This window comes from Methylomicrobium lacus LW14, assembly GCF_000527095.1.
Taxonomy (GTDB): Bacteria; Pseudomonadota; Gammaproteobacteria; order Methylococcales; family Methylomonadaceae; genus Methylomicrobium; species Methylomicrobium lacus.
This window is the reverse complement of record NZ_AZUN01000001.1, coordinates 1,381,969-1,405,897: the sequence shown is the minus strand read 5'-3', so window position 1 is coordinate 1,405,897 and position 23,929 is coordinate 1,381,969. Positions and strand designations below refer to the sequence as shown.

The following is a 23,929-nucleotide window of genomic DNA, read 5'->3' as shown; positions in this document are numbered from 1 at the left end:
AGCTATCATGAAAGCCACACAACAACTGCACGATCTCGGTCAAAGCCTCTGGCTCGACAACATCACGCGCGGGCTGCTGACGAGCGGTACGCTGGGCCACTATATCAGCGAGCTTTCTTTGACGGGACTGACCTCTAACCCCACGATCTTCGATCAAGCCATCAGGAATGCCGACTTTTACGACGCAGACATTCGTAAGAAAGCACTTGCCGACAAGTCAGGCGAAGCACTCTTTTTCGAGCTGGCATTGGAAGACCTGACCCAGGCAGCCGATCTCTTTCGTCCGGTCCACGACGCCACCGGCGAAGTTGACGGCTGGGTATCGCTGGAGGTGTCGCCCTTATTGGCAGAAACTGGCCGATGCCGGCGCAAGGCCGCAACGCCTGCTGTGGGCCAGTACCGGCACCAAGGATCCAGCAGCCTCAGATACCCTTTACATTCAAGTGCTCGCGGCTCCGGATACCATCAACACCATGCCCGAGAAGACGCTTCTTGCCTTCGCTGAGCACGGTGAAGTGAAAAACGCCTTGCCGGATGATGGTGGTGATGCCGAAATGCTGCTCGCCGAGTTTGCGAGGGCAGGTGTGGACGATACGGCGCTTGCCGGCCAACTCCAGCGAGAGAGCGCGCAATCTTTCGCAAAATCATGGCGCGATCTGATGGACTGCATTGCGTCAAAAAGCGCCGTACTTACGCAGATCCATCCAAATGGAATAAAGCCATGACAATCACAACGCAACTTGACCAGCTGTGCATCAATACCTTGCGCACACTTTCCATCGACGCCGTGCAACAGGCTCAGTCCGGACATCCAGGTACGCCCATGGATGCCGCACCGACGGCCTACTGTTTTTATGGCAGCGTTTTCTGCGCTACGACCCGGAGGACCCCAACTGGCCGAACCGCGACCGCTTCGTGCTATCGGCCGATCACGCGTCGATGCTGCTGTATAGCCTGCTTTATCTGTGCGAGGTCAAGGCGATGAACCCAAGCTATAAACAGGTCGGCGGTCTGGCCGTAACGCTCGACGACATCAAGCGTTTTCGCCAGGCTGGCAGCCGGTGTACCGGCCACCCCGAGTACGGATGGACCTCCGGCGTGGAGACCACCACCGGGCCGCTTGGGCAAGGCGCGGCGACCAGCGTCGGCATGGCCATCGCGGAACGTTGGCTGGCGGCCACCTATAACCGTCCCGGTTATGAGCTGTTCGAGCATAAGGTGTATGCCTTGTGCAGCGACGGCGACATGATGGAAGGGATCAGCAGCGAGGCGGCATCCCTGGCAGGCCACCTCCAGCTCGCCAACCTGTGCTGGATTTACGACGATAACCATATCAGCATCGAGGGCTCAACCCGCATCACGTTCACCGAGGATGTGGCGGCGCGCTTTCTCGGCTACGGCTGGAATGTCACGCGCGTAGCCGATGCCAACGATCTGGAGCTATTGACGCGCAGCTATAACACTTTTCTCGATACCCATGATCGTCCCACCCTGCTCATCGTGCAGAGCCACATCGGCTATGGCGCCCCGCACAAACAGGATACGCGAGAAGCTCACGGCGAGCCGCTCGGCGCTGAAGAAGTCCGACTGGCGAAGGAGTTCTATGGCTGGGATCCCGACGCCCAGTTCTATGTGCCTGACGGCGTCCCGGCGCATTTCCGGGAACAACTTGGCCGTCGCGGCGTAACGGCTCATGCCGCCTGGGAGAAACTGTTCGCTGCCTATCGCATACACTACCCGGAGCTCGCCGAACAGATAGATTGTATGCAGCGCCGTGACTTGCCCGAAAGCTGGGATAGCGCTCTACCGACCTTTCCGGCAAATACGAAGGGCATGGCGACGCGTGATTCGTCGGGCAAAGTGCTGAACGCCATCGCCGAAAAAATGCCGTGGCTGCTGGGCGGTGCGGCAGACCTGGATCCGTCAACAAAAACCCACTTGAGCTTCGAGTCTGCCGGTGATTTTCAGGCGCCGGGTGAAGCCGGCGATTACCGTGGACGCAATTTCCACTACGGCGTGCGCGAGCACGCGATGTGTGCCATCAGCAACGGACTCAGCCTGTCGAATCTGCGGCCTTATACCGCCAGTTTCCTGATTTTCACCGACTACTGCCGTGGTGCGCTGAGGCTTGGCGCGATGATGGAGATTCCTGTCATCACCATCTGGACGCATGATTCGATCAGCATGGGTGAAGACGGGCCCACTCATCAGCCCGTCGAACAACTCGCATCTTTGCGCGCAATGCCCGGCATGATGGTAGTGCGCCCGGCCGACGCGAACGAGGTGGTCGAGGCCTGGCGGGTAATCATGCAACTTAAGGATCGTCCTGTTTGCCTGGTGTTGACGCGACAGGCGGTGGCGACGCTTGACCGCACCCGATACGCGCCAGCGAGTGGCGTGGCGCGTGGCGCCTACGTGCTCGCCGACGCCCTGAACCATAATCCTGACGTACTGTTGCTGGCGACCGGCAGCGAAGTTGCGCTGTGCATTGCGGCATATGAGCAACTGAAAGCAGAGGGAATCAATGCGCGCGTGATCAGCATGCCGTCGTGGGAACTGTTCGAGAGCCAAAGCCAGGAATATCGCGACAGCGTACTGCCGCCGGAGATAACCGCGCGCGTTGCCGTCGAAGCGGCGTCCAGCTTCGGCTGGGAGCGCTATACCGGCTTCGGTGGAACCATCCTTGGCCTGGATACCTTCGGACTGTCCGCACCGATGAAGGTTGTAGCACAGCACTTCGGGTTCGAGCCTGCTCACGTTGTTGCTGCAGCCAAGGAACAATTGATGCGTCACGTTTTAAGCAGTGAGATGAGGCTGTCCTGAATTTAGTCGGCGGAATTTTTTTAATCGCGCTGTGACTAAAGGTTGTGCTAGTGAAAATGCCTGGGTGCCACGAATGCAAAGGACACATCCGGTTGAATAAAAACCTATAAGCGTAGAGTTAATGGCTGTGCGCAAGCAGATACTACTTATTCCTTCGAGGAGAACACTATGCTTGTGACGTTTACGACCAATGCCTATGCCGACATCACCCTATTCGGGGATGTCGCGCTTTCTTTGCTGAAAATGATGGGACACAGTGCAACCGTGCCCGGTGCGATTCTGGCGGCAGATGTCCCTGCGGCCCTGAGTCGGTTAACAGCCGCTATCAAGGCAGAAAAAGCCTCCTCGCTAGTTGAGGACAAGGATGCGGATGAGCCGATCGTGAGCATGGCTAATCGAGCGCTGCCGCTCATTAATCTTCTTGCTGCCGCAGCAAAGGCAGACTCTGAGGTAATGTGGAAATGAACATAAGTCCTTTGGCGGGGAAGAAAGTGCGGGAGCCTCCTTTGCCCGCATGGATGGCAACGTTTGGACGACAGACAAAGATGGCATTGTTCCGGCTTTGCTGGCGGCTGAGATCATGGCCCGAATGGGCCGCGATCCCGGTGGAATCTACCGGGAACTTACGGACGAGTTCGGTGAGCCTGCCTATGACCGCGTTGAGGCATCGGCCACTGTGGAGCAAAAAGAACTGCTGGCTAAACTCTCACCCGAGCAGGTTAAACTCACCGATCTGGCGGGCGAAAAAATCCGGACTGTCATCACTCAGGCGCCGGGCAACAGTGCGCCCATCGGTGGGTTGAAGGTAATCACCGAAAGTGGATGGTTCGCGGCACGTCCGTCAGGCACCGAAGACATTTACAAAATATATGCCGAGAGCTTTCTTGGAGAGGTGCATCTACGCCACATTCTGGAGGAAGCTCAGGCCATCGTCAACGACGCTCTTGCGGGAGGGGCGTCGTCGGGAAATGGCTTGAGGACAGAACATGATTGAACCGGAAAACGCACTTGATATCATGCTACCGCCACACGCCATCGCCGACGTTTTAATTGAGTTTATTCCGAAGCCGGCAGACCAGGAGAACCCATGAGCAGCAAGAAATTAACCACTGACGCTGAGTTGGAAATGCTTCAGCTCAAATCATTCAGCTACTTTCTGCATGAGACGAATCCGGACAACGGACTGGTGATCGACAAGACTGAAGCGAATTGGCCTGCCAGTATTGCCGCTACCGGCTTTGCGTTGGCTGCTTATCCGGTGGCTGTCGAGCACGGTTTTATGTCGCGTGCTGCAGCAGTAGAACGAACGCTGACTACGCTGCGGTTTTTCTGGAACAGTCCGCAAGGTCCCGAACCCGACGCCACCGGCTATAAGGGCTTTTATTATCATTTTCTCGACATGCGGACTGGTCGGCGTGCGTGGCAATGCGAACTGTCAACGGTAGATAGCGCTTTTCTGCTGGCGGGCGCATTGACGGCGGGAGTGTATTTTGACGCGGATACGGCCAACGAGCATGAAATCCGCACCCTCGCCGACGCGCTCTACTGCCGTGCGGATTGGCAGTGGGCGCAAGACGGCGGTGCAACGGTTACGCACGGCTGGAAGCCCGAAAGCGGATTTCTAAAATACCGATGGGAAGGCTACGATGAGGCGATGTTGCTGTATATTCTGGGGCTGGGCTCGCCCGCTCATCCGCTACCCGGGAACTGCTACGTTGCATGGACTTCGACTTACAGGTGGGAACATTGTTACGGATATGACTATCTTTACGCCGGGCCGCTATTCACGCACCAGCTCTCACATATCTGGATTGATTTTCGCGGCATTCAGGACGCGTTCATGCGCGTTAAGGGCATCGACTATTTCGAGAACAGCCGCCGCGCCACTTATGTACAGCAAAGGTACGCGATGGACAATCCGCTCAAGTTTGAAGGCTATGGCGGGTGTTGCTGGGGGATCACTGCAAGCGACGGCCCCGGCCCTGACACGATTAAAGTGGGCGGCATCGAGCGCCAATTCTTCGGTTACCTGGGGCGCGGTGTGCCCTACGGACCCGATGACGGCACCCTCGCGCCGTGGGCAGTGGTGGCGTCTCTGCCGTTCGCGCCCGAGATTGTGCTGCCTACATTGGACTATTGCATCCATCAGGTTAAATTAACAACGTCCAACCCCTACGGCTTCAAAGCGACTTTTAACCCGACCCATCCGGTAAAATCCAGCAATCCCTATGGCTGGGTATCACCTTGGCATTACGGACTTAATCAAGGGCCGATTGTTTTGATGATCGAAAACTATCGTACCGGCTTATTGTGGCGATTGATGCGAGCCTGCCCTTACGTCGTCAGCGGCTTACAACGAGCGGGTTTCGGCGGAGGTTGGCTATGAATGACCCTGTACGACTTATGCACTGGTTGAAAATACTCGATAAATCTATAGCAACGAATTCTTAATGATAGGATTTGCAGCGAGCCCGTAGGCATTGAAAACATCTGCGTGTGCGCGATGGCGAACAGACTACCTTGCGAGAAACGGACATAATAACCATTGAGGATAAATCCGTCTGATAGTTGGTTCAGGCGCCGGGTATTTAACCCCCAAGAAGGCGAATCCAATAATCTGCGAAAAGTTTTTGAGTTAGCTGTTAAGACAGTCCAGTTGGGTCCTAAGAAGCTTCTCCGAAACGCCTTGATTAATTTTTGTATGACCCGCGACGGCGAAAATTTAAGCTGGCAACGCCGCGCTTTTTCATCCGAACCTTGGAGAAACATTATGCCAGAAAAACACAACTCAGCCGTTGGGCTCTTTAGCAACCACCAGGATGCCGAGAGTGCAGTCAAGGAATTGCAGCAGTCCGGCTACGATATGAAAAAACTTTCCGTCGTAGGGAAGGACTATCACACCGAAGAAAATGTTATCGGATACTACAACACCGGCGATCGCATGGCAACGTGGGGGAAGTTCGGCCTGTTTTGGGGTTGGATTTGGGGGCTCCTTTTCGGCTCCGCATTCTTACTCATCCCGGGGATAGGTCCAGTTATGGTTGGCGGCCCGTTGGTAAGCTGGATACTCGGTGCGCTTGAAACTGCTGTCGTCACCGGTGGCCTCACGGCACTCGGCGGTGCACTTGTAAGCATTGGAATCCCTAAAGACAGTGTCATTCGCTACGAAACTGCGCTGAAGGCTGACAAATTCATTCTCATTGTCCATGGAAGTACACAGGAAGTCGAAAAGGCAAAGGACATCCTGATCCAAAATAAAGCCGAAGAGGCAAACGTGCATTAAGAAATGACTATAACCGTTCATTCTTCAACGCAGCCGTTAACGAAGCGCCCTGCATGGAAAGCATTGCAGGCGCATTATCAACAGATACGCCCTTTACACCTGCGCCAACTGTTTGCGGAGGATCCTTTGCGCGGTGAACGATTCGTGGTCGATGCCTCGGGCATTTACCTGGATTATTCGAAGAACCGTATTACTGATGAAACTATGCGGTTGCTCATAAAGCTTGCTGATGAATGTGGCTTACGCAAGCGAATTAAGGCCATGTTCAATGGCGAAATCATCAACGTGACTGAACAAAGAGCCGCTCTGCACACGGCCTTGCGTGCGCCTGAAGGTGAACGGATCATGCTTGACGGCGTTGACGTGGTGGCTGAAGTCCATGCTGTTCTTGACAGGATGGCCGTCTTTTCAGAGCAGGTTCGCAGTGGTCAATGGCTGGGATACACTGGGAAACGTATTCGCAACATCGTCAATATCGGCATAGGCGGTTCCGATCTTGGCCCGGTGATGGCATACGAAGCACTGCGGCATTACAGTCAGCGCGATCTGACTTTCCGTTTCGTTTCGAATGTAGACGGCACTGATTTCCAGGAAGCTACGCGCGATCTTGATCCCGAAGCAACGCTGTTTATCATCTGTTCGAAGACCTTTACTACACTCGAAACCCTGACCAATGCCCGCGCCGCGCGTAACTGGTGTTTGGATAAACTCGGTGACGATCATGCCATACGTCAACACTTCGTTGCCGTATCGACTAATGCCGAAGAAGTGACAAAATTCGGCATCAACACCGTCAATATGTTTGGATTCTGGGATTGGGACGGTGGACGCTATTCGATGGATTCGGCGATTGGTCTATCAACCATGATCGCCGTGGGGCCAGACAATTTCCGGGCGATGCTTGCAGGCTTCCATGCGATGGATGAGCATTTTCGCACGGCGCCATTCGACCGGAACATTCCTGTCATCATAGGCTTGCTTAAGCTCTGGTACAACAACTTTTTCGATACCCAGTCTGTTGCCGTATTTCCTTACAACCAATATCTCAAGCGTTTCCCTGCTTACCTGCAGCAATTGACAATGGAGAGCAACGGCAAGCACGTAACGCTAGACGGTATCTGTGTCGATTATCAAACTTCACCGATCTATTGGGGCGAGCCAGGCACCAATGGCCAGCATTCCTTCTTCCAGTTACTTCACCAGGGGACCCGCCTGATTCCCTGCGATTTTATCGGTTTCTATCAGACTTTAAATCCGCTCGGAGATCAGCATGATCTGCTAATGGCAAATCTGTTCGCGCAGACCGAGGCGCTGGCTTTCGGTAAGACGGAGGCTGAAGTCAGGGCAGAGGGGACCTCTGACCGGTTGGCGCCGCATCGCACATTCGAGGGTAATCGTCCGACTAATACACTTCTTGTCGAACAGTTAACCCCTAAAACACTCGGCTTATTAGTCGCGCTTTACGAGCACAGCGTGTTTACACAGGGGGGAATCTGGAATATCGATTCATTTGATCAATGGGGTGTCGAGTTAGGCAAAGCATTGGCACAGAAAACCGCTGCCGAGCTTAAAAGTGCGGACGAGCCGCAACTCGATCATGACAGTTCAACCAACGCACTGATCAGGCGTTATCGACAGTTTAAAAGAGGGCAATCATGACTACCGGCTATAACTATCGGTTTCAACCGCTACCGTTCGACCACCTCCAATGCGGCGGCGACCCTCTTGATGGCGAAAGAACGCGCGCAACAATCCGGCTTAACCCTAAAACGCCTGCCGCTATGTCGCCATTGAATTGTCTATCTCAATGTTGGAGCAGGTGCAAGTGGGGTAATTTTGACTGAACCCCCAAAAGCATTTTGCAACGTAGATAAATATAAAAAAGAGTAGGCGGAAAGACGTTTCCACTACTTTACCTTTGAAGTTAACTGATCGATTAAACCATAAGAGGTGATTTTGATGATAGCAATTATGCACGAAACAGCGGGCAGAACACTGGTAGTCAAAGCAACGGAAAGTCTCACCAGCCAAGATTACGAGAAAGTTTTTATTCCGCAACTCAACCAGCTAATAGGTAAGTTTGGAAAAATCAGAGTGGGATTCTATTTAGCCGAAAATTTTACCGGATGGGAACTTGGCGCAGCGTGGGATGATGCCGTCTTTGGTATACAACATCGACATGACTTCGAGAAAGTAGCGGTAGTAAGTGACAAAAAATGGATGGAATGGGCTACAAAAATCGGCTCTTATTTTATAGATGGTCAAATCGCTACCTGTACACCGGCAGAATTTGAGGACGCTGTGACTTGGACAAAACAATAACTGAAATCGATTTATGAGAGAAAGAATGGGCAGAAAGCGTGTGTTAATTGAAAAAACGGCAACAACAAGACAGTGACTGCTGGAGCAATATCCGACGAAACTAAATCGTTTTTAAATTTTATGCAGCAAACTGACGCCGGCGTTGCTATCAGTCAACAGCTATAGAAGAGAAGCTGGATATTTCAACAAAGCAGGCATAATAGAGCCGGGGCCGGTATTTTTAGTCGGCTAAAAGCCAATTAGATATTAAATTAAAAACAAGTGAGGAATATTATGAAAACATCACTTTACGGATTCATCTTTAAGCCGGCTAAGTACCTGATAATGTTTTTTTCATTTCTGAGTTTTGCAATCATGGCCAACGCTGTTGAAACGAACCAACCGCCTGTGCCAGTTGAAGGTCGCTTGGCCGTTACCGGTTCTGTCGTATTAAGCAATCTTATGACCTACTGGACACAGGCATTTTCAGAGCGAAATCCATTAGTCACGGTAACTATCGCTGACCCGGGCGGAACTGCAGGTATTGAAGCATTGATTAACGGCATAGCTGATATAGCACTTACAAGAACCCCAATAAGCAGTAAACAGAAAGAGGCATTTGAAGCTCGTTTCGGTTATGCACCTCATGTGATTCCGTTAATTATGGATGCTGTCGCCGTTTATGTGAATGATGACAATCCCTTAACAAGCATTACTCTTCAAGACCTTGATTCCGTATATTCCAGCACTTACCGATGTGGCAAATCACAACCGATTCAAACATGGGGCGCATTAGGTGTAAAAGGCGCAATGGCACAGCAACCGATCGGCGTCTATGGCTTAACCGTCGCTACAGGAACCAACAGTCTGTTTAGAGAAACTGCTTTATGCGGCGGCGATTTTATTAAAGATTTTCAGGCATTGGCAGGGCCCGCCGCCGTCGTGAATGCACTGATCTCGGATGATACCGGTATAGGATTTTCCAGCAGTTCGATGACCTCGTCAGGTATCCATATGCTGGCGATTGCCCCGCATAAAGATGCTCTTGCAATAGCACCAACCCCAGATGCTATCCGTTCCGGACAATATCCTATAAGTCGCACTTTGGGCATTGCCATTAATCAGCCTAGGAATCAACCACTCTCGCCGGTATTACAAGCCTTTATAAAGTTCGTTCTATCGCCGGAAGGACAAAGCATTGCCACTAAGGCCGGTTATGTATCGTTGCCTTGATTATTGGCATCAAAATTCAGCAAGTTCCAATTAGAGACGCGAATAAACGATTAATTAAATGCTAATTTCCTGGCTGGGAATCATTTGGTTCATTAATAAAGCATTTTCAGTTTGTTAAAGAGCACCATAAAAAAGTGTCTCATGTGGCGCTCGTTACGGACTCCGTATTGGGAGATTTCGGTGAAAAAATAGCAGATCATTTTGTATCCGCAGGAATTAAGCACTTTGCATTTGGTGAATTAAATAATGCACAAAACTGGATTTTAAATACTGAATCAAAGTAAATCATCTAACCAATAGTACAGATGCTATTCCCAGGGGGGGGGGGGAGCGCTGTCTGAGTTGCATATCAAGGGACAGCAACTTAAAGCCGAGGAATTACAATGGGCTGGGCGGCACCTGCAGTCGGTGAAAAAAGGAGCGGTGATCGATGCCTTTCGCCGCGGACTTCTCAGTCGGGCCGTCCAGGAAAAGTTGCTGGCTGATATCGACGAGTATTAGAGCGAACGATTCACCCGGCTTGCTTATTGCGTCGTAACGCTTCATCGGGCCCTGTCAATCAGCGATGGGAGTTGAAGGCAAACTGTGTGTGCTTTCCCTATTTGGGAGACACCCGACCAGCATGAGCGTCATTTTAAATTTTGTCTTGAACACGCCTACTGATCAAGTTAGAGAGTTTCACCAAAGAGATGGAGTATGATTTTCAGGCAAAGTATCTAAAAAAGGGCGAATGTCGTTTTTTGCTATTGGACGTTAAACGACTTTAAGTGCATGGCACAGCTAGGGCACATCCAGGGCACAGGGCCAAAAATGCGGTTTTGGGGCGAATGTCATAATGGCGCGCCCGAGAGGATTCGAACCTCTGGCCTCGGCCTCCGGAGGGCCGCGCTCTATCCAGCTGAGCTACGGGCGCATGATGAAATGTGACTCAATTTTACAACGTTTTGGTCAATCGGTTTTTGACCGTTACCCTGAACCCTCAAAATCGGCTGACTGCTTCCTCCGGAGGACTGCGCTCTATCCAGCTGAGCTACGGGCGCTTAGAGCCGATTATTATAACCAAATCCTGAAATGATTGCGACAACAATGTTTTCAGGGAGAGAAATGATTACGATGTAATTGCTCTTGCTGCAGCAAAAAATGACTTAGCGTTTTCTTTTTTGACTTCAGGATCCAATTGCTTTTTGCTTGCCCATTCGAGATCGCCCTCGGGCAGTTCGCCCAGAAAACGGCTCGGTTCGCATTCCTCGACTTCGCCGTAGCGCTTCCGGTGCGTGCAGTAGCTGAAGGTTAAGGTGCGCTGGGCGCGGGTGATGCCGACGTAGGCGAGGCGGCGTTCTTCTTCGAGATTGCCGGTTTCGAGGCTGTTTTGGTGCGGCAGGATGTTTTCCTCCATGCCGATCAAAAATACATGTGGAAATTCGAGGCCCTTGGCCGCGTGCAGGGTCATCAGGCTGACCTGGTCGCCGGCCTGTTCCTCGCGGTTGCGGTCCAGCATGTCCATCAGCAGGATTTTCGAGACGATCTCTGACAGCTTAGCGTTGCCGCTTTCTTCCTTCTCGGCCATGCGTTTGAGCCAGTCGAGCAGTTCATACACGTTTTTCAGCTTGCGTTCGGCGGCGTCGCGGCTGTTGTTGTTTTCCTGTAGCCATTGCCGGTAGCCGATTTGGTCGATCATTTGTTCGAGCACCGCGAACTGGTCGCCGCGTTCGACCCGGTCGGCCGTATCGACGATCCAGTCGCGGAATTTTTCGAGACGGTGGGCGGCGTTGTCCTGTAGCTTTTGTTTTAGACCGAATTCGCCGCTGGCCGCGAATAGGCTGATATGGCGCTCGTTCGCGTAGGCGCCGAGTTTTTCGAGCGTGGCGGGGCCGATTTCGCGGCGCGGGGTGTTGATGATGCGCAGGTACGCGGCGTCGTCGTCCGGGTTCACCAGCAGGCGCAGGTAGCCCAGGATGTCCTTGATTTCGGTATAAGCGAAGAACGAGGTGCTGCCGCTGATGAAGTAGGGCACGTTCTGTTCGCGGAGGCACCGTTCGAACAAGCGGGACTGATGATTGCCGCGGTACAGGATCGCATAATCGCCGTAGGAGGCGCCGGTTTTGAATTTGTGATGCACGATCTCGGAGACGACCTGCTGCGCCTCGGTCGTCTCGTCCTTGTGGCTGAGCACGCGCAGCGGGTCGCCGTAGCCGAGCTGGCTCCACAGCCGTTTTTCGAACGCATGCGGATTGTTCGCGATCAACTGGTTCGCGACCTTCAATATCCGGCCGGTCGAGCGGTAGTTCTGTTCGAGCTTGATCACTTGCAGGCGCGGGTAGTCCTTTTGCAATTGCGCGAGATTCTCCGGCTGCGCGCCGCGCCAGGCATAGATCGACTGGTCGTCGTCGCCGACCACGGTAAAGCGGCCGAGATTGCCCGCGAGCAGGCGCACCAATTCGTATTGGGTGGAATTGGTGTCCTGGTACTCGTCGACCAACAGATAGCGGATCTTGTTTTGCCATTTCTCCCGGATCGCTTGATGTTGCTGGAACAACAAGACCGGAATCAGGATCAGGTCATCGAAATCGGCCGCGTTGTAGGCTTTCAGGCTTTGGACATAGTCCGCGTAGAGCAGGGCGGCGTGATGCTGCTCCTGGGTCGCGCGCGAGAGCGCCTGGTCGGGCGTCACGAAGGCATTTTTCCATTGGCCGATCTGCCAGGCGTAGCGGTCGCACTGGTCGGGATCGAAGCTTTTGGAACTATGTGCGATCAAATTGCGCAGCAGGGTTAGCTTGTCCTGTTCGTCGAACAGGGTCAGGCCGGATTTGTAGCCGAGCGTTTTCGACTCGGCGCGCAGGATGTCGAGTCCCAAGGAATGAAAGGTCGAGACGCGCAGGCCCCGCAATTGCGTATCGTCGAGCAATTTGGACACGCGCGTCTTCATTTCGCGCGCGGCTTTGTTCGTAAAGGTCACCGCGGCGATATGGCGCGCGGGCGTGCCCTGTTTGATCAGATAGGCGATCTTTTCGGTAATCACGCGGGTCTTGCCGCTGCCGGCGCCGGCCAGCACCAGTAACGGGTGGTCGATGGCCTTGACGGCGGCTTGTTGTTGCGGGTTCAGTTTGGTCATGGATCAGTGGGTTTGTTACTTTCCCGGCAGCTCGCCAACGCCTGGAACGTCTGGGCGGGTCGGGCCGACATTGTAGTGGTTCGGGTGGAGGGAAAAAAGCCTGGGGCCTAAAAAATCCGAAATTGCCTTCGGACCGGACGGTTCGAGGGGCCGGAGATTTAAAACTCGCTCCGCGGTTCTTCCCATTCTACGCCGAATTCTTTATTATCTGTTCGGTACTCTTATTAAGAGCCGTCTAAGCCTAACCCTTTCAAGTTTTCTCCCCTTAAACTCGTGTTGCCAGTTGCAAGCCATCAGAGCCATGCTGAATCTATTGATAGTCGAAAGCGGAATCGATAATACCGCGCTGGAAAATGCACTGGCTGACGATAACGTCGAAACGGTCAAAGTTCAATACGCTCCGTCATTCATCGCGCAGGTCAAGGATATGCGGCCTGATGCGATCATTTTCAATCTCGAGACGCCTTCTGACGAGCTCTTGGCGGACCTCTTCATGCTAAACCGGCAATGTCCGTTACCGGTGATCATGTTTGCTACCGACGGCAGCAGTGCAACGATCCATAAGGCGATGCAAGCCGAGGTCAGCGCGTTTGAGGTGAATGGTCTGGATGCCGATCGCCTCCACGGCATCATTCACGTAGCCCTGGCCCGCTTCAAGCATCAACAGGTGCTCAAAAACGCACTGCAGGAAGCGAGAACCCAACTCGAAGACAGAAAACAAATAGACCGCGCGAAAGCCATTTTGATCAATACGCAAAACTTTACCGAAAACGAAGCCTACCATACCCTGAGAAAGCTGGCGATGGATCGGAATATTACGTTAGGTCAGATGGCCAGAAACGTCATTGCGATGGCGGAATTGCTGAAATAGAACGCTGACTTTTAATGAGCCGCCATGAAAACGTTTATCAAAGTGATTGAAATCTGGATTCCCGATAAAGAACGCACCCAACTGGAGTTCGGTTCGGGCCTGTATGGCGGCTTAACCGAGTTTAAGCACGCTAGCGAAAAGCAGCATTTTGCCTATGATGAAGGCTTGCCGGGAAAAGCCTGGGCGGCGCGGCACCCCATCGTGCTGAGCCGATTCGAACAGTCCTACTTTAAACGGACTTCCGCGGCACAAAAAGCCGGGCTGACCTGCGGCATTGCGATACCGATCTTTTCGGGTGATTTTTTATTGGCGGTCGTGGTGTTTCTCTGCGGGGACGATCAGGAGCAGGCAGGAGCGATCGAGGTCTGGAACAATGAAGGGGCCACCGATCATGCGCTGCATGTGCTGGATGGTTATTACGGCTCTCTGACGCAATTTGAAACACAGTCCAGACAGATCGGCCTGCCGAAAGGCCAGGGCATTCCCGGTAGGTCATGGGAGACGGCGATGCCGGTCCTGGTCGAGGATATCGGCAAGGCTACCGAGTATGTCCGCTCCGGCGACGCGCTGAAAGCAGGGATTTCGACGGTTCTCGGGATTCCGTTTGTAAATGGCGATGAGCGGGCTTACGTCATCACTTTTCTTTCCGCGAAATCGACGCCGATTGCGAAGCGTATCCAGATTTGGATGCCCGACGCTGAAGGTAGGCAACTGGTCTGCCGGCAAAGCCATAGCAAAAACAGCAATAACCTCGCGGAAATCTTCGAAACGCTGACGGTCAACAAAGGCGACGGCGCCCTGGGCCGGGTCTGGCTGACCGGCATGCCCTTGATTACCGGAAATCAGGATGAGTCATATAATGAGGAACTGGATGACCTTAGCCGCATGCTGGCGATTCCAGTGATCGAACAAGGCCGATTGAAGGCGATCGTAACGTTTTTGTTTTAGGCACTATCCCGTCCAAAATCTCTGTGCTTAGGCCTAGATGCGCCTGAGCGTTCTCCGATAATCTCCGCAAAGCCAGCCTTTTGTGGCTTGAAAACAACCTTGTATTAGTTTGGTGCAAAACCGCATCATTAGTGCTCGCTGATAGGGCGGTGAATTTGTTCCTGTTTGCCCGATTTCTCCGGTAAGTCAGGAAAACTAGGCGGCTAATTTATCAAATATATGATTTGCAAATAAAAATATCACAGATAAGTCTTCGATCGGTGTTGGCATAAATTATGCTAAAACTAAACTGAAGACTCTAACGGTGGGGTCAAAATTTTGTGCTCAAAGGTGAGCGATCTGACAAAGGCGTCAGTTACAGCGGATGCGGCATTGCCGGCGTCCAGCTGGAAAGACGTTTTTTGGCCTTAAAATTTACCCCAAGACGAATTTTATGAAACACGGAAAATTTACCTTAACAAAATTAGCTGCCACTTTATCCAAGGCAGCGGTTGCTACGACAATCATCTTCAGTACTTCGGTCTTCGCGGTGACCGAGAATTTGGAAACCGAAACCGTCAAGCTCGGCTTCATCAAACTGACCGATATGGCGCCGCTCGCGGTCGCGTTCGAAAAAGGCTTTTTCGAGGACGAAGGCTTATCCGTGCAAGTGGAAGCGCAAGCGAACTGGAAAGTCGTGCTGGACCGCGTACTGAGCGGCGAACTCGACGGTGCGCATATGCTGGTGTCGCTGCCTTTCGGCGCGGCAATCGGTTATGGCACCAAGGGCGACATTATCAGCGCCTTGACGCTGTCTTCGAACGGCGTTGCGATCTCCGTATCGAATGATGTCTGGAAAGAGATGAAACCGCAGGTGCCGGTCAAGGACGGCAAACCGGTGCATCCGATCAAGGCGGACACGCTGAAGCCGGTACTGGAAAAATATAAAGCGGCCGGCAAACCCTTTAACATGGCGATGACCTTTCCGGTTGGCCCTCACAACTTTAAACTGCGTTACTGGCTGGCGGCCGGCGGCATCAATCCCGGCTACTATTCACCCCCTCAGGATACGTCTGGGCAGATCAATGCCGACGCGCTGCTGTCAGTAACACCGCCGCCGCAAATGCCGGCCACTCTGGATGCCGGTACGATCGTCGGCTTCTGCGTCGGCGAGCCCTGGAACCAACAAGTCGTATTCAAGGGCATCGGGGTGCCGGTGATCGGTGATGTTGAATTAATGAAGAACAGCACCGACAAAATTTTCGGCGTGAATAAAGCCTGGGCCGAGAAACACCCGAATACACACAAGGCGCTGATCAAGGCCTTGATTCGCGCAACGATGTGGCTGGATGCGGAAAACAACAAAAACCGGAAGGAAGCGATCGAAATGCTGTCGCAGAGCCAGTATGTCGGCGCCGATTTCGATGTCATTGCGAACAGCATGAACGGCACCTTCGAATATGAAAAGGGCGACAAGCGTTCACTGCCAGACTTCAACGTGTTCTTCCGTTATTACAGCTCCTACCCTTTTTACAGCGATGCGGTCTGGAACCTGACCCAGATGCGCCGTTGGGGTCAAATCAACGAAGAAAAGCCGGATTCCTGGTATATGGAAGTCGCCAAGAAGGTTTACCGTCCCGACATCTATAAGGCGGCGGCGAAAGAGTTGATCGCCGAAGGCAAGGCCAAGGCCAGCGACTTTCCGAGCGACAGCGAGACCGGCATCAAACCGCCGAGCGCGGACTTTATCGACGGCATCGCCTTCGATGCGACCAAGCCGAATGATTATCTGACCAAATTCCCGATTGGTCTGAAAGGCAAGCAAAAGGTGGCCGGCGGCAAAGTCGTCGAGAAGTGATCTGACCGCTTGATTTGAAAGATTTACCCATGTTGTTCTAGATGTGCCTCTGATGTGTACAACGGATGTCGACTGCGTGCAAGGACGCACATTTTTTTCGGCACAACTCTCCCTAGACCCTTTTTTAAGGCACCCCGGCAGCGGGCGTGATGCAGCGGATTATGAATAATAAACTGATCAAATTTTTGAATATCACCGGCTTGACCTGGTTTATCCCGATCGTCAAAATCGCGGCCGGCGAGAATCCGGTGCCGCAGTTACGGCAGTTATGGTTGATGATCGGCGTGCCGTTCATCGCTTTTCTGTTCTTTCTCGGGTTGTGGAGTTTTTCGGCGGCCCGCGTGAATACCAGTCTCGGCGCGATTCCGGGGCCGGTTTCGGTCTGGCATGAGGCCGGCGGGTTGGTCGACGAGCATTATGCGCAGCGCGAAAAAGAGCGCCAGTATTACGCACGTCAGCAGGAGCGGATCACGCAGGCGGCGGCTGAGCATCCCGACCAGCCGCCGCCGAAGGTGCGCCCGTTCAACGGCAAGGGCACCTATCTGGATCAGATCGGCACCAGCCTTTTCACCGTGTTCACCGGCTTCTTCCTGGCGACCCTGGTCGCGGTGCCGCTCGGCCTCTTATGCGGGATGAGCCCTACGATCAATACCGCGATCAATCCGTTGATCCAGATCTTCAAGCCGGTCTCGCCCCTGGCCTGGTTGCCTATCGTGACTTTGGTCGTTAGTGCTTTGTATGTGACCGATAACGATTCCTGGTTCGAAAAATCGTTCCTGACCTCCGCGATCACGGTCACGCTGTGTTCGCTCTGGCCGACGCTGATCAATACCGCGGTCGGCGTGTCGTCGATCGACAAGGACTTGGTCAATGTCGGCAAGGTGCTGCGGCTGAACTGGAGCACGCAGATCAACAAGATCATCCTGCCGTCCGCGATTCCGTTCATCTTTACCGGCATGCGGCTGTCCTTGGGGGTCGGCTGGATGGTGCTGATCGCGGCCGAGATGCTCGCGCAGAACCCGGGCCTCGGCAAATTCGTCTGGGATGAATTCCAAAACGGCAGTTCGAACTCGCTGGGCCGGATCATGGTCGCGGTATTCACGATCGGGATCATCGGCTTCATCCTCGATAGGATCATGCAATCGCTGCAAAATGTCTTCTCGTTCGGACGCTAAGGGGAGGGCGGCATGAATTCAGCAAACGCAAAACCGAGCCCTAGCGGCATCGCCTCTTACCCGAAGGATAACGTGGTGGAACTTCCGATGAAAACCCAGGCGTCGTCACCCAAAGAGATGAAAGAACCGGCGGCCAAGACGCTGCTCGCGTTGAAAGACGTCTGCAAATCCTACGGCGAAGGCGCGCAGAAGACCTCGATCTTGAAGGACATCAATCTGACGATCCGGGAAGGCGAGTTTATCGCGATCGTCGGCTTTTCGGGCAGCGGCAAAACCACGTTGGTGTCGATCATCGCCGGATTGTGCGGAGTCGACAGCGGCGAGGTGATGAAGCAGGGCAAGCCCATCGTAGCGCCGGGGCCTGACCGCGGCGTGGTGTTTCAAAATTACTCGTTGATGCCTTGGCTGACGGTCTATCAGAACGTCGCGTTGGCGGTCGATCAGATCTTCAAGGAGTGGACGCCCGCACAACGCAAGGCGCACACCGAGAAATACGTGCGCATGGTCAATCTCGGAGCCGCGATGGACAAGAAACCGGCCGAACTCTCGGGCGGCATGCGGCAAAGGGTCAATGTCGCGCGGGCCCTGGCCGCGAATCCTGACATCTTGTTGCTCGACGAGCCGCTCAGCGCGCTCGATGCGTTGACGCGCGGCAATCTTCAGGACGAGATCCTGCAAATCTGGGATCAGGATAAGAAAACGATGATCCTGATCACGAACGATGTCGATGAGGCGATCTACATGGCCGACCGGGTGATTCCATTGAATCCGGGGCCGGAGGCGACTTTCGGGCCGGGTTTCAAGGTCGACCTCGAACGTCCGCGTGACCGGACCGCGTTGAACCATAACGAGGAATTCAAGCGCCTGCGCGCCGACATCACTCGCTATCTGATGCAGGTCGGCATCGAAAAAAACCAGCAGGGCGGTCAAGACCGGTTGGTGCTGCCGAACGTTCGGCCGAACACCAGCAACGACTGGCAATCGGATGCGTCCGCGCTGAAGCCGGCGCAGGAGGATCTCGGGCGGCCGCGTTATCTGGAATTCTCGCAGGTGTCGAAAATCTATCCGACCCCGGACGGCAACGGCACGGTCAAGGTGGTCGACGGCTTCGACATGAAGCTGAAAAAGGGCGAGTTCATCTCGATCATCGGGCACTCCGGCTGCGGCAAATCGACCGTGTTGTCGATGACCGCCGGGCTGAACGAGATTTCGGACGGCGGCATCATCCTGGATAACCGGGAGATCTATGCCGCCGGTCCCGATCGGGGGGTCGTGTTTCAGGCGCCGAGTCTGTTTCCCTGGCTGACCGCGTTCGAAAACGTGACCCTCGGCGTCGACAAGGTGTATCCGCATGCGACGCAAGCGGAGCGCGACGATATCGTCGAATACTATCTGACCCGAGTCGGACTCGGCGATGCGCTGCATAAAAAGGCCGCCGACATGTCGAACGGCATGCGCCAGCGGGTCGGCATCGCTAGGGCGTTTGCATTGTCGCCCAAACTGCTGCTGCTCGATGAGCCTTTCGGCATGCTGGACTCTTTAACGCGCTGGGAACTGCAAGAAGTGTTGATGGAAGTTTGGGAGCGGACGCACGTGACCGCGATCGTCGTGACCCACGATGTCGATGAAGCGATTTTATTGGCCGACCGGGTGGTGATGATGACCAACGGCCCGCACGCCAAAATCGGCAAGATTCAGGACATCGACCTGCCGAGACCGCGCAGCCGCAAGGCCTTGCTGGCCCATCCGGATTATTACCGCTACCGGGAAAGCCTGCTGACCTTCCTTTCAGAATGCGATCACACGCACTAATGCAGACCCATCACAGAAAATCAGGGGGAATCATGTCACATCCAACAGGAAAAATTACCTTTTTGTCGCTATCGTTACTGAGCGGATCTGCTGGCGCGGACGTGACTCAGGAAATCGAGGATGCGCTGAATTTTTATCATTACGGCAATAAGGGAGCGATCAAGGCGGATATCAATTACCGCTGGGAAAACGTCGATCAGGATAAGGGCGGCACGCCGAACCCCAAAACGGCCAACGCGAATACGGCGAGATTCCGCTTGGGGGCTTTGTCACCGAAGCTTTATGACATCCAAGGTTATGCCGAGTTCGAAGGGCTTTGGGCGATGCAGGAGGATTACAACAGCACCCGGAACAAAAACACGCCCTATTCCATCATCGCCGACCCCGAGAAAACCGAACTGAACCAGTTGTGGATCGCTTACAGCGGAATTCCCGATACGATCATCAAGGGCGGCCGGCAACGGATCAAGCTCGACGACGACCGCTACATCGGCAACGTCGGCTGGCGGCAGCTGGAAACAACCTACGATTCGATTCTGGTGACGCATAACAACCAGCAGCTTTTCGGGCTCACGATCAATGCCGGTTATATCGGCAATGTGCAAACCTTTACCTCAACGACCGAGAATATCGAAGCGCCGATCCTGAATATCAATTACAAGGTCGGCGATTACGGCAATCTGGTCGCCTACGGCTATTGGCTGGACTACCAGGATGTGAATCCCGGGCCTGCGGCGGGGCGAAATTTATTCCTGGAAAAATCCAATCAGACCTATGGCATTCGCTTCAACGGCGCGTCGCCGAAGATCATGGACACGGTCAATCTGCTGTATACCGCCGAATGGGCCGACCAGAAGGATTACGGGCACGGACCGACCAAGTATGAAGCCGACCGCTTCAACTTCATGGGCGGCGTCAAGGCGTTCAATGTCAGCGTGATGGGGGCCTGGGAGCAGTTGAACGGCTATGGCGCGAACAAAACCTTCGATACGCCGCTCGGCACGAACCATGCATTCCAGGGCTGGGCGGATATCTTTCTGGTCACGCCGAACAACGGGATTCGCGATTTGTTCGGCACCATTATGGTCGAGTTTCCGCGTTACCAAACGACGATTACCGGCGTCTATCATGACTTCAGCGACGATACCGGAAAAATGGCCTATGGCAAGGAATGGGATTTCATGGTCGTGAAGAAATTCGGCAAGCATTATTCGTTGTTGGCAAAATACGCTAATTACAATGCCGATAGCGGGCTTTCGACCCCGATCAATACCGATACCCAGAAAATCTGGTTTCAAGCGAACGTCAGTTTTTAATCGCTAAACGGTTGCGTCCGGTCATTTTCACTGTTGAGATGACCGGATCGCCGCTGCGGCCGGACTCGAATTCTGTGTTACACTGTGCGTAATCCATAGGATGTAACCCCGAGATTTTCCCGCCGGCCCGATGCCCGAATTACCCGAAGTCGAAACCACCCGCCGCGGTATCGCGCCCGTGATCCAGGGCCTCCATATCCAGCAAGTCATCGTGCGCCAGCCGCGTCTGCGCTGGCCCGTGCCCGAATCCCTTTCCGAACTGCTGCAAGGGCAAAGCATCCGGTCGGTCGACCGGCGCGCCAAATATCTGCTGCTGAGCACGGAGCAGGGCACTTTAATCGTGCATCTGGGCATGTCGGGCAGTCTGAGAATCCTGACGGCAGGCCAGGCGCATGGCAAGCATGACCATGTCGATCTGCTTTTTACCGACCGAACGCTGTTGCGCTTCAACGATCCCCGCCGTTTCGGCGCGGTCTTGTGGACCGCCGAACCGGTTTTCGGACATCCCTTGCTGAAAGATTTGGGGCCGGAGCCCTTGAGCGCCGATTTCGATGGCGCGCAGCTGCATGCGCTGGCGCAAAACCGCAAGACGCCGATCAAATCCTTCATCATGGACAGCCATGTCGTGGTCGGCGTCGGCAATATCTATGCGAACGAAGCCCTGTTCAGGGCCGGCATTTTGCCGACCCGGCATGCCGGTAAAATTTCGCTGGCGCGTTATCAACGGTTGGCCGAATGTATACGCCTCGTGCTAGAGGAAGCGATCCGACAGGGCGGCACGACTTTGCGCGACTTTGTGAACGAGGCCGGAAGGCCCGGTTATTTCCAGCAGCAGCTGAAGGTTTATGGCCGCGGAGGGCTCCCTTGCCCTGTGTGCGGCGAGTCTCTGGCCGAAATCCGCTTGTCCGGACGTTCGACCGTATTCTGTAAACATTGCCAACGATAGTCTAAACTGAACCGATCGAATGGCCTGACAGTTCGACTCGGTGTGATACAATACTGCCGATTTATGATCGGTTTCACAGGTTTTGCCCGCTAAAACCCGCTATTCTGGGTTATTCTGAACTATCTGTTTTGACTAAAATCTGACTTTTAGTCATAGAATCCATAAATTTTTTATTTTTCGCGAATTAATGTAATGAGAATTCGAGCTCTTAATGCTTTATTGACTTTTGGTTTACTGGCGTCCGGTTCGGCGTTGGCGACAACATACGACCTGCCGGCTAATGGCGATGCAGTCGTGATGGAATACGTGCAGCCCGAAGCGGTTATCCATGCGGAAGAGGATGAAACCTTGCTGGACGTGGCTTTGCGTTACCGATTGGGGCAAGCGGAAATCGTCCGCCTGAATCAAAAGGTCGATCGCTGGCATGTCAAAAAAGGGGAACTCGTTCGCCTGGCCAACCGGCGCATTCTGCCGGATACGCCGCACGAAGGCATTACGCTGAATCTGTCAGAATACCGGATGTATTATTACCCGGCGGGTGGGCGGCAAGTGATGTCGTTTGCGCACGGCATCGGCCGGCAGGACTGGAAGACGCCGCTCGGGAAAACCAAAATTATCAAAAAAGTGAAGGATCCCAGTTGGCATCCGCCGGAGTCGATCCGGCGCGAACATGCCGCGATGGGCGATCCGCTGCCCGAAGTCGTGCCGCCCGGGCCGCACAATCCGCTCGGCGCCTATGCTTTGTACCTGAATCTGCCCGGAGACTACCGGATTCACGGCACCGACATCGACAAGATTTATGGCATCGGCATGCAGATCACGCACGGCTGTGTGCGGATGTATCCTGCAGATATTGAAACGCTATACAGTCAGGCGGGGGTCGGCACGTCGGTTTATATCGTCAAGCAGCCGATCAAGGTCGGCTGGCTCGATAATACCTTGTACATCGAGGCGCACCCCGATCTCGAAGGCGAGGAGATGGGGCAGGATCAGCGTTATGCGGTCGCGCTCGATTTGATCAGGAAGGCAACTGGGGAGGAAATGCCCGATTTCGATCAAAAAGCCCTGAATCAGGCCTTGCATGTGTTGGACGGCGAACCGACGCCGATTTATGAAAGACTGCCGTCTTTGGAACAGGAACAACCGCCGGCAGCAATGCCGAGAGAAGCCGGCCAGGCTTCGCCGGGCGGCTATTATCGCGGTTCCTGAATACAATAAAAAACGCCGGCTTTTTGGGGTCGGCGTGATTCTTGATCTCTCTATGGCCCGGTTGATTCGCTTTTCAATTCGCGCGATAACAGGTTCTGCACCGCGGCGACCGGGGATAAGCCTTCGTATAACACCTTAAAAGTCTGCTCGGTAATCGGCATGTCGATTCCGTGCTTTTTGGCGAGCTGGTAGGTCTCCCTGGCGGCGAGCACGCCTTCGACTTCCTGGCCTATCTCGCGCATCGCCGGTTCCAACGCTTGCCCGCGTCCGAGCGCGATGCCCAGGCGCCGGTTTCTGGACTGGTTATCGGTGCAGGTCAGGATCAGATCGCCGAGTCCTGCCAGGCCCATGAAGGTTTCCTGGTGTCCGCCGAGACGCAGGCCGAGCCGGATGATTTCGGTCAGTCCGCGGGTAATCAGAGCCGCCCGGGTGTTGGCGCCGAAGCCGAGTCCGTCCGCGATGCCCGCCGCGATCGCCATCACGTTTTTGACCGCGCCGCCGACTTCCACGCCGACGATGTCGGTACTGGTATAAGTCCGGAAGCGGTTGCTGTGAAAGAGATGCGTCAACTCATTCGAGAAACTATCCTGGGGAGAGGCGATCGTAATCGCGGTCGGCAATTCGGCGGCGACCTCATGCGCGAAGGTCGGGCCCGACAGCACGGCGACCTGCGTCTCTGCCGAGAACAGAGACGTCACCAGTTCGTGCAGCAAGGAGCCGTCGTCGGGGTTGAAGCCCTTGGTCGCCCAGGCAATCTTGATGTTGTGCGCCGCAAACGGCTTTAATTGCGCTAGCGTCGCCTTAAAGGCGTGGCTCGGCACCGCGATCAATAACAGATCGGAGAAACCGCCAACCTCGCGTAAGTCGGCCGTGACCGACAAATTGGCCGGGAATGCGGCGCCGGGCAGGTAGTGTTTGTTTTCCCTGTCGCCGGCAAGCACCTCCATATGCTGTTGATGATGCCCCCAGAGCAACACCTCGCAGCCGGTTCTCGCGGCCTGGATCGCCAGCGCGGTTCCCCAGGAACCTGCGCCCAGAATGCCGATTTTTCTTGCCGTCATCG

At 54.2% G+C, this 23,929-nt stretch carries 22 protein-coding genes, 1 tRNA gene and 2 pseudogenes; 21 read left to right on the top strand and 4 right to left on the bottom strand.

All coding sequences use genetic code 11. The features are described from left to right. Positions 1-7: 7 nt before the first annotated feature. From METLA_RS20675 to METLA_RS23935, 13 genes and pseudogenes are all read left to right on the top strand, one after another. Positions 8-505, top strand: coding sequence for a transaldolase family protein (locus tag METLA_RS20675; RefSeq protein WP_024297740.1), 498 nt, complete (start codon positions 8-10; stop codon positions 503-505). Then, on the top strand, positions 387-725 hold the full coding sequence (locus tag METLA_RS23170; protein ID WP_245598850.1) for a transaldolase family protein: 339 nt from the start codon (positions 387-389) through the stop codon (positions 723-725). Before METLA_RS20675 ends, METLA_RS23170 begins: the two co-directional genes overlap by 119 nt. Next, positions 647-985 carry a hypothetical protein gene (locus tag METLA_RS23460; protein ID WP_342665855.1) on the top strand — a complete coding sequence of 113 codons (339 nt, stop codon included), beginning with the start codon at positions 647-649 and terminating at the stop codon, positions 983-985. Before METLA_RS23170 ends, METLA_RS23460 begins: the two co-directional genes overlap by 79 nt. Beyond that, positions 868-2,823, top strand: a complete 1,956-nt coding sequence (gene tkt, locus METLA_RS20670) for a transketolase (RefSeq protein ID WP_245598849.1) — start codon at positions 868-870, stop codon at positions 2,821-2,823. The genes METLA_RS23460 and tkt overlap by 118 nt, the downstream gene beginning before the upstream one ends. A 168-nt stretch (positions 2,824-2,991) precedes the next feature. After that, positions 2,992-3,288 carry a DUF1840 domain-containing protein gene (locus METLA_RS0106320; protein WP_024297738.1) on the top strand — a complete coding sequence of 99 codons (297 nt, stop codon included), beginning with the start codon at positions 2,992-2,994 and terminating at the stop codon, positions 3,286-3,288. 19 nt (positions 3,289-3,307) lie between these two features. Next, positions 3,308-3,445, top strand: a pseudogene (locus tag METLA_RS23705) (hypothetical protein); the annotation flags it as partial. Positions 3,446-3,499: 54 nt separating this feature from the next. Beyond that, a complete protein-coding gene (locus tag METLA_RS0106315; RefSeq protein ID WP_281171970.1) occupies positions 3,500-3,817 on the top strand; it encodes a hypothetical protein in 318 nt (105 codons plus the stop codon). A gap of 93 nt (positions 3,818-3,910) precedes the next feature. Then, complete coding sequence (locus tag METLA_RS0106305; protein WP_024297736.1) at positions 3,911-5,209, top strand: glucoamylase family protein; 1,299 nt, start codon at positions 3,911-3,913, stop codon at positions 5,207-5,209. Positions 5,210-5,593: 384 nt separating this feature from the next. Beyond that, positions 5,594-6,106 (top strand): general stress protein, encoded by a 513-nt coding sequence (locus METLA_RS0106300; protein ID WP_024297735.1) that lies wholly within the window; start codon positions 5,594-5,596, stop codon positions 6,104-6,106. 3 nt (positions 6,107-6,109) lie between these two features. Then, positions 6,110-7,765, top strand: coding sequence for a glucose-6-phosphate isomerase (gene pgi, locus METLA_RS0106295; protein ID WP_029646464.1), 1,656 nt, complete (start codon positions 6,110-6,112; stop codon positions 7,763-7,765). Between the two features lie 300 nt (positions 7,766-8,065). Next, on the top strand, positions 8,066-8,428 hold the full coding sequence (locus tag METLA_RS0106290; RefSeq protein WP_024297733.1) for a SpoIIAA family protein: 363 nt from the start codon (positions 8,066-8,068) through the stop codon (positions 8,426-8,428). A 273-nt stretch (positions 8,429-8,701) separates the two neighbouring features. Continuing rightward, complete coding sequence (locus METLA_RS0106285; RefSeq protein ID WP_024297732.1) at positions 8,702-9,640, top strand: PstS family phosphate ABC transporter substrate-binding protein; 939 nt, start codon at positions 8,702-8,704, stop codon at positions 9,638-9,640. An 80-nt stretch (positions 9,641-9,720) separates the two neighbouring features. Next, positions 9,721-9,924: pseudogene (locus METLA_RS23935) on the top strand (SpoIIAA family protein); the annotation flags it as partial. Between the two features lie 94 nt (positions 9,925-10,018). Here METLA_RS23935 and METLA_RS22910 read toward each other — a convergent pair. From METLA_RS22910 to rep, 3 genes are all read right to left on the bottom strand, one after another. Then, positions 10,019-10,186 carry a hypothetical protein gene (locus METLA_RS22910; protein WP_161635388.1) on the bottom strand — a complete coding sequence of 56 codons (168 nt, stop codon included), beginning with the start codon at positions 10,184-10,186 and terminating at the stop codon, positions 10,019-10,021. Between the two features lie 290 nt (positions 10,187-10,476). Beyond that, positions 10,477-10,553 (bottom strand) — tRNA-Arg (locus tag METLA_RS0106270). A 195-nt stretch (positions 10,554-10,748) separates the two neighbouring features. Beyond that, positions 10,749-12,752, bottom strand: a complete 2,004-nt coding sequence (gene rep, locus METLA_RS0106265; protein WP_024297731.1) for a DNA helicase Rep — start codon at positions 12,750-12,752, stop codon at positions 10,749-10,751. Positions 12,753-13,053: 301 nt separating this feature from the next. Between rep and METLA_RS0106260 the strand changes: the two genes are divergently transcribed. The 8 genes from METLA_RS0106260 (at position 13,054) to METLA_RS0106225 (ending at position 22,866) form a co-directional block, all read left to right on the top strand. Next, a complete protein-coding gene (locus METLA_RS0106260; protein WP_024297730.1) occupies positions 13,054-13,623 on the top strand; it encodes an ANTAR domain-containing response regulator in 570 nt (189 codons plus the stop codon). A gap of 24 nt (positions 13,624-13,647) precedes the next feature. After that, positions 13,648-14,571 (top strand): GAF domain-containing protein, encoded by a 924-nt coding sequence (locus METLA_RS0106255; RefSeq protein WP_024297729.1) that lies wholly within the window; start codon positions 13,648-13,650, stop codon positions 14,569-14,571. Positions 14,572-15,004: 433 nt separating this feature from the next. Then, positions 15,005-16,408 carry a CmpA/NrtA family ABC transporter substrate-binding protein gene (locus METLA_RS0106250; RefSeq protein ID WP_024297728.1) on the top strand — a complete coding sequence of 468 codons (1,404 nt, stop codon included), beginning with the start codon at positions 15,005-15,007 and terminating at the stop codon, positions 16,406-16,408. 161 nt (positions 16,409-16,569) lie between these two features. Beyond that, the gene (locus tag METLA_RS0106245; protein ID WP_024297727.1) at positions 16,570-17,583 is read left to right on the top strand and encodes an ABC transporter permease; all 1,014 of its coding nucleotides are present in this window, start codon (positions 16,570-16,572) and stop codon (positions 17,581-17,583) included. A 117-nt stretch (positions 17,584-17,700) separates the two neighbouring features. After that, the gene (locus tag METLA_RS0106240) at positions 17,701-19,395 is read left to right on the top strand and encodes an ABC transporter ATP-binding protein (RefSeq protein ID WP_036281517.1); all 1,695 of its coding nucleotides are present in this window, start codon (positions 17,701-17,703) and stop codon (positions 19,393-19,395) included. Between the two features lie 32 nt (positions 19,396-19,427). Continuing rightward, complete coding sequence (locus METLA_RS0106235; protein WP_029646462.1) at positions 19,428-20,711, top strand: alginate export family protein; 1,284 nt, start codon at positions 19,428-19,430, stop codon at positions 20,709-20,711. A 130-nt stretch (positions 20,712-20,841) separates the two neighbouring features. Continuing rightward, on the top strand, positions 20,842-21,657 hold the full coding sequence (mutM, locus tag METLA_RS0106230; RefSeq protein WP_024297724.1) for a bifunctional DNA-formamidopyrimidine glycosylase/DNA-(apurinic or apyrimidinic site) lyase: 816 nt from the start codon (positions 20,842-20,844) through the stop codon (positions 21,655-21,657). Between the two features lie 192 nt (positions 21,658-21,849). After that, positions 21,850-22,866 (top strand): L,D-transpeptidase family protein, encoded by a 1,017-nt coding sequence (locus tag METLA_RS0106225; protein ID WP_024297723.1) that lies wholly within the window; start codon positions 21,850-21,852, stop codon positions 22,864-22,866. Positions 22,867-22,916: 50 nt separating this feature from the next. On the opposite strand, the gene METLA_RS0106220 is transcribed toward METLA_RS0106225, so the two are convergent. Next, positions 22,917-23,927 (bottom strand): NAD(P)H-dependent glycerol-3-phosphate dehydrogenase, encoded by a 1,011-nt coding sequence (locus METLA_RS0106220; RefSeq protein ID WP_024297722.1) that lies wholly within the window; start codon positions 23,925-23,927, stop codon positions 22,917-22,919. Positions 23,928-23,929 lie beyond the last annotated feature (2 nt).

Bases quoted from the DNA above. Each gene is read 5' to 3' on its own strand.
- METLA_RS0106320 (WP_024297738.1), top strand. From the start codon at position 2,992: ATGCTTGTGACGTTTACGACCAATGCCTATGCCGACATCACCCTATTC.
- METLA_RS0106245 (WP_024297727.1), top strand. From the start codon at position 16,570: ATGAATAATAAACTGATCAAATTTTTGAATATCACCGGCTTGACCTGG.
- METLA_RS0106260 (WP_024297730.1), top strand. From the start codon at position 13,054: ATGCTGAATCTATTGATAGTCGAAAGCGGAATCGATAATACCGCGCTG.
- METLA_RS0106250 (WP_024297728.1), top strand. From the start codon at position 15,005: ATGAAACACGGAAAATTTACCTTAACAAAATTAGCTGCCACTTTATCC.
- METLA_RS0106300 (WP_024297735.1), top strand. From the start codon at position 5,594: ATGCCAGAAAAACACAACTCAGCCGTTGGGCTCTTTAGCAACCACCAG.
- METLA_RS0106255 (WP_024297729.1), top strand. From the start codon at position 13,648: ATGAAAACGTTTATCAAAGTGATTGAAATCTGGATTCCCGATAAAGAA.
- METLA_RS23460 (WP_342665855.1), top strand. From the start codon at position 647: ATGGCGCGATCTGATGGACTGCATTGCGTCAAAAAGCGCCGTACTTAC.
- METLA_RS0106285 (WP_024297732.1), top strand. From the start codon at position 8,702: ATGAAAACATCACTTTACGGATTCATCTTTAAGCCGGCTAAGTACCTG.
- METLA_RS0106235 (WP_029646462.1), top strand. From the start codon at position 19,428: ATGTCACATCCAACAGGAAAAATTACCTTTTTGTCGCTATCGTTACTG.
- METLA_RS0106240 (WP_036281517.1), top strand. From the start codon at position 17,701: ATGAAAGAACCGGCGGCCAAGACGCTGCTCGCGTTGAAAGACGTCTGC.
- METLA_RS0106220 (WP_024297722.1), bottom strand. From the start codon at position 23,927: ATGACGGCAAGAAAAATCGGCATTCTGGGCGCAGGTTCCTGGGGAACC.
- METLA_RS0106305 (WP_024297736.1), top strand. From the start codon at position 3,911: ATGAGCAGCAAGAAATTAACCACTGACGCTGAGTTGGAAATGCTTCAG.
- METLA_RS20675 (WP_024297740.1), top strand. From the start codon at position 8: ATGAAAGCCACACAACAACTGCACGATCTCGGTCAAAGCCTCTGGCTC.
- pgi (WP_029646464.1), top strand. From the start codon at position 6,110: ATGACTATAACCGTTCATTCTTCAACGCAGCCGTTAACGAAGCGCCCT.
- METLA_RS0106290 (WP_024297733.1), top strand. From the start codon at position 8,066: ATGATAGCAATTATGCACGAAACAGCGGGCAGAACACTGGTAGTCAAA.
- rep (WP_024297731.1), bottom strand. From the start codon at position 12,752: ATGACCAAACTGAACCCGCAACAACAAGCCGCCGTCAAGGCCATCGAC.
- METLA_RS22910 (WP_161635388.1), bottom strand. From the start codon at position 10,186: ATGAAGCGTTACGACGCAATAAGCAAGCCGGGTGAATCGTTCGCTCTA.
- METLA_RS0106225 (WP_024297723.1), top strand. From the start codon at position 21,850: ATGAGAATTCGAGCTCTTAATGCTTTATTGACTTTTGGTTTACTGGCG.
- mutM (WP_024297724.1), top strand. From the start codon at position 20,842: ATGCCCGAATTACCCGAAGTCGAAACCACCCGCCGCGGTATCGCGCCC.